1 protein-coding gene is annotated in these 548 nt (G+C 62.2%); it reads left to right on the forward strand.

Translation table 11 applies throughout. The annotated features are described in order from the left end of the window. On the forward strand, positions 1–548 hold a 548-nt coding region (locus E8K79_RS21005; protein ID WP_246043944.1), incomplete at both ends, for a GTP-binding protein.

Here is a 548-nt window from a genome sequence, read left to right on the forward strand (position 1 = left end):
ATCACCAAGGTGCTCGCAGGCAAGGGCCAGGCTGAGTTCAAGGCGTTCGACCAGATCGACAACGCTCCGGAAGAGCGTGAGCGTGGTATCACCATCGCCACCGCACACGTCGAGTACGAGACCGACAAGCGTCACTATGCTCACGTCGACTGCCCGGGCCACGCCGACTACGTAAAGAACATGATCACCGGTGCAGCGCAGATGGACGGCGCGATCCTGGTTGTTTCCGCAGCTGACGGCCCGATGCCGCAGACCCGTGAGCACATCCTGCTCGCGCGTCAGGTCGGCGTCCCCTACATCGTCGTGTTCCTGAACAAGGCCGACATGGTGGACGACGAGGAACTCCTCGAGCTGGTCGAGCTGGAAGTTCGCGAACTCCTCTCCTCCTACGACTTCCCGGGCGACGATATCCCGATCATCAAGGGTTCCGCTCTTAAGGGCCTCGAGGGTGACCAGGGCGAACTCGGCGAGCAGGCCATCATGAAGCTGATGGACGCAGTCGACGCCTACATCCCGGAGCCGCAGCGCGCCATCGACAAGCCGTTCCT

Source organism: Geomonas edaphica (assembly GCF_004917075.1).
Taxonomy (GTDB): domain Bacteria; phylum Desulfobacterota; class Desulfuromonadia; order Geobacterales; family Geobacteraceae; genus Geomonas; species Geomonas edaphica.